Below are 4,551 nucleotides of genomic sequence, written 5' to 3' on the forward strand. Positions count from 1 at the left end.
GGTGGATGTAACGGTATCCCCAACCTTCTGGGACGCTAGAGCAACTACACCAGCTCATAAAAGGTGTCTTGGGCCTCTGCTTGTAAGGCTTCTAGATCTTCCTCCGAGAGGCGCTTCACATAATTCACCTTCACCTCTTCCAAGAAGATGCTCAGGAGTGATTCAATTTCTTTCACCGTGGCTTCTTGGGTAATGGCTTCTTGGCGGCTAGCTTTTCCAAGGCTTTCCAGCACTTTTTGGGTCAGGGCTGCTCCTTTCTCATCTTCCAGCATTCCCTTAAGAACGCCATAAAATTGGCTGGAGAACTGACTAACAAGAGTATTGATCAGCTGATCAGAACTGCGTTCAAAATTGGGCACATTGAGCAGACCTTGGTAAACCGGTGTTCCCTGCAAAGCAGAGTTCACACTATGGCACAAGAGCGCATCTAGATCGGGCTTCACCTGGGGCAAGACATGATCCAGCATCAAGGCAGAAATCCGCTGGGAGATCACCTCTATTTCATTGATACCGTTGAGGTTGATATAGCTTTGGGTGCTGCTACCCGATCGCAGCAGGAACTGACGAACATCTCCACCCTGAATCAGATTCTTGACCTGATCGATGGCGCGAATAATGACCACTTCCGTTAGCTCAATCGCGAAGTGGGTCACTAAGGCGCGGCGAATGCGGTTACTCACAAAGGCAAGATTAACGAGCTTGGCTTGCCCCAAACGCACGGTCACCGGGATAACCCGCAACCACCGCCAAAACGGGATAAAAAACAGCAAGTCATACCAGCGCCAAATGACGGCATCTAGCCAGTTGGTGCCGTTATAGCGACGGCTGAGGTAAATGGTGCGCAGCAAAAACTCTAGCCCCAGCACGCCAATAAACCAGCGATCGATCAACCAAAAATTGTCCGTAGGTCGTCCATCTTCACCAATCCCGCGAAAGTAATTGGTGGCAATTAACGGCGCAATATCCTCGCGGAAAAAGCGCATGGAGTCGGCCCACCCAGCTTCACTGAGGTAGGTGACCGTCCAAAATTCGTTAAACGCCTGCTTGGCTGAATCGTTGTCGGTGCGATCGCGCATCCGGTTTTTGATGCGTTCTAAGGTGCCCGATTTATTGGCGATCGCAAAGGGATTTTCGTCGATCATCTCATCACTGAGGATGCGCAGCTCCTCCAGCAGATCCCCAGCTCGGTCGGATGAAAGCCCTTGATTGGCGACCTGGGCCTCTAGCTCTGCCACGGCTTCTAGATAGGCGGCGGTGGCCCGGTGAGGTTCCATACCCTTAAACTGCTCACCATAGGTAGCCGTAAATTCTGGAAAATTTCGCAGGTAGAAATCACGGAAGGGGACATAGCTGAGATCAAAAACCAGGAGCCCCAAGTTGACTAAGGCGAGCATCGCCATGCCTCGCTCAAACCAGAAATTTTTATGTAAGCTACGCTTGCGAGCCGGTCGAGATAAAGCCATGGCAATGTAAATGGGACAATACAGCGAGGGTTCCGTAAAACTAACCCCCCTGCTCAGTGTAAAAGATTCCTCTCCCTCCTGAGACCTCCCTTCCGACAGAAACCTGGGTTACGATGATGAAAGTAATGTAACAAATCGTAATCTTTCGCCAAACCTATGCAATCTATCCTGACTCCGGTTTCTGGGCATGTCTGGCAGTGGCGTGATCAGTCTATTTACTACGTGAAAGCTGGGCAACGGCAGGGACAGCGCCCACCGCTGTTGCTCGTCCATGGGTTTGGAGCCTCCACCGACCACTGGCGGAAGAACGTGGCGGAACTGCAGCAAGATTTTGAGGTTTGGGCTATTGACCTGCTGGGATTTGGGCGATCGGCAAAACCGGAGATGCAGTACAGCGGCGATCTCTGGCGCGATCAGCTCTACGACTTCATCACCGAGGTGATTCAAGCCCCGGCGGTGGTGGCGGGCAATTCCTTGGGCGGCTATGCCTGTCTCTGCGTAGCGGCCCAGCGATCCGACGCCGTGCAGGGTCTGGTCTTGCTCAACAGCGCCGGGCCGTTTACCAGCAGCACACCGACGTCAGCCAAGCCCACCCTGGGCAGGGCCATTCGGCAAACAATTCAATCGGTCTTACTACAACCAGTGCCCAGCTACCTGCTGTTTCAATACAGCCGACGGCGATCGACGATTCGTAAAACCTTGGAGAAAGTCTATTTAGACAAAACAGCCGTCACCGATCAACTGGTGGAAGACATCTATCGTCCCTCCTGCGATCGCGGTGCAGCTCAGGTGTTTGCCTCCATCTTTAAGTCGCCCCAGGGCGAAAAAGTGGATGTGTTGCTCCAGCAGCTAGCCTGTCCGTTGCTAATGCTGTGGGGCGAGGGCGACCCTTGGATGAACACCCGAGAGCGCAGCGCCAAGTTTAAGCAATACTACCCCCATCTGACGGAGCACTATCTCCAGGCGGGCCACTGTCCCCATGATGAAGTGCCGGAGCAGGTGAATGCGCTGCTAAAGGACTGGGTGTTGGCGCTGGCAGTGTGATTCGTAGGGCGATCGCTTCCTCTGTTCCTACCCTAGTTCCTACCACAATGCAGGCTGGTGGTTCAGGGGCGATCGCTTTCCTATCGTTCGTTACCGTTCCGCGATCTGTTTGACTCAGTCCATGGCCTCAGGCTCGGGAGCGGATCTTAGGACTGCGGAGCAGTACCTGGCTTCCATTTAATATTGCAGCCGATGCTAGGACGTTGGTCGGCATCTACGGGCTGACCGGCCAACACCGCCTCGATCGCGGCCCGCAGACTATGCCCATCTACCGGCTGATCATTCCCCGGTCGGCTGTCATCAAGCTGCCCACGATAGACTAAGGCGCGATCGCCATCGAAGAGAAAAAAGTCAGGGGTGCAGGCGGCGGTGTAGGCCTTGGCAGTTGCTTGGGTTTCATCAAAACAAAGGGGAAACGCAAAGCCCACTTCACTCACCATGGCTTTGAGGCTCTCCGGCGCATCATCGGGATAGTTCACCGCGTCATTAGCGCTGATCGCCACAATCCCCAGCCCCTTGGGCAGGTAGTCATGACCGATCGCGGCTAGCTGCTGCTGCACATGCTTCACGAAGGGGCAGTGGCGACAGATGAACATCACTAATAAGCCGCTCTTGCCCGCAAACGTAGACAGCGAGACTGTTTCGCCCGTGACCACATCGGGGAGTTGAAAATCTGGGGCGAGGGTGCCCAGATCTAACATGGTGGAAGCTGTTCGAGCCATCATCCTCTCCTTGGGGTTATTCACAGGGGCGATCGCTCTTCCATGAACCTCGCCCCACTGTGTATTTTAACGGGATTTTAGCGGGACTTCGGGCCCAAACCCATCCTCCATCTGGCTGCCCATCAGATGCTCCAGTGTGGAAATTGCGATCGCTTCCTCAGCAATAACCGAACTGTTACCAATCTTTTGCCTGTTACCCTAGAATCAGCATCAGAATTGCAAATCCTGTGTACCGTGCATATCCAGTAAGGAGAACGTATCAATGGCTGCGACTGATTTCAGAGACTACTACGCCATCTTGGGAGTCAGTAAATCGGCGAGTCATGATGACGTGAAACAAGCGTTTCGCAAGCTGGCTCGCAAATTTCACCCTGATCTCAATCCAGGTGATCAGGTGGCTGAGGCGCGGTTCAAGGAAATCAACGAAGCCTACGAGATTCTGTCCGATCCGGATAAGCGCAAGAAATATGACCAGTTTGGTCAATATTGGAAGCAGGCCGATCAGGCTTGGCCAGGCGGCGGCAATCCAGTTGACTTTGGTGGTTTTGATTTCAGCCAGTACGGCAGCTTTGACGAATTTATCAACGAACTCCTGGGTCGGTTTGGCGGCGCAGCCCCCCGAGGCGGACAGCGCACCTACAGCCGTCCACCCGGAGGCCCAGGTTTTGGCGACTTTTCCGGATTTACTGATCCTTCATCGGTCAGTGGCGGTGATGTAGACGTAGCGCTAAGCCTCAGCTTGTCGGAGGCCTTTCACGGTGTCCAGAAACGTTTGAGAATAGGGCAGGACGAAATCCGAGTCAAGATTCCAGCCGGTGTCACCACGGGTAAGCGCATCCGGGTAAGGGGAAAGGGGTCGCCCAATCCCTACACTCAGCAAGCTGGAGACTTATATCTCAATGTGGAACTCCAGCCCCACGCCTTCTTCCAGTTTGAGGGCGAGAATCTTGTTTGTGAAGTACCGATCGCCCCGGATGAAGCAGCGTTAGGCGCGGCGGTGGATGTACCGACGCCGGATGGGATGGTCACCGTGAATATTCCCCCAGGCATTCGCTCGGGGCAGACCCTCCGCCTGCGAGGCAAGGGCTGGCCGAAGCCTAAGGGTGGCCGTACCGATCAACTGGTACGGGTGGCGATCGCTGTTCCCAAAACTCTCACGGACGTGGAGCGAGAATGCTACGAAAAATTGCGTGACCACCGAGGCAGCAATCCACGCCAAGGTCTCACGCAAGTAAGTCTATAATCAAGTCCCCTATCACGGAATGTTGAGGGGAGCTAGGTGTAGTTCTTTTCAAAGCCCCTCTCCCGTTCTGGGAGAGGGG

General features: G+C 54.2%; 4 protein-coding genes. 2 read left to right on the forward strand and 2 right to left on the reverse strand.

Annotated features, from left to right (window positions below):
- Positions 1 to 44: 44 nt before the first annotated feature.
- A complete protein-coding gene (locus V6D20_17990) occupies positions 45 to 1,463 on the reverse strand; it encodes a hypothetical protein (protein ID HEY9817673.1) in 1,419 nt (472 codons plus the stop codon).
- Between the two features lie 156 nt (positions 1,464 to 1,619).
- Here V6D20_17990 and V6D20_17995 point away from each other — a divergent pair, with 156 nt between their 5' ends.
- The gene (locus tag V6D20_17995) at positions 1,620 to 2,507 is read left to right on the forward strand and encodes an alpha/beta fold hydrolase (protein ID HEY9817674.1); all 888 of its coding nucleotides are present in this window, start codon (positions 1,620 to 1,622) and stop codon (positions 2,505 to 2,507) included.
- Positions 2,508 to 2,653: 146 nt separating this feature from the next.
- Here the strand turns inward: V6D20_17995 and V6D20_18000 are convergent, their stop codons facing one another.
- The gene (locus tag V6D20_18000) at positions 2,654 to 3,232 is read right to left on the reverse strand and encodes a thioredoxin family protein (GenBank protein ID HEY9817675.1); all 579 of its coding nucleotides are present in this window, start codon (positions 3,230 to 3,232) and stop codon (positions 2,654 to 2,656) included.
- 259 nt (positions 3,233 to 3,491) lie between these two features.
- On the opposite strand from V6D20_18000, the gene V6D20_18005 reads away from it, so the two are divergent.
- Positions 3,492 to 4,472 carry a J domain-containing protein gene (locus V6D20_18005; GenBank protein ID HEY9817676.1) on the forward strand — a complete coding sequence of 327 codons (981 nt, stop codon included), beginning with the start codon at positions 3,492 to 3,494 and terminating at the stop codon, positions 4,470 to 4,472.
- The last annotated feature ends 79 nt before the right edge of the window (positions 4,473 to 4,551 follow it).

Source organism: Candidatus Obscuribacterales bacterium (assembly GCA_036703605.1).
Taxonomy (GTDB): domain Bacteria; phylum Cyanobacteriota; class Cyanobacteriia; order RECH01; family RECH01; genus RECH01.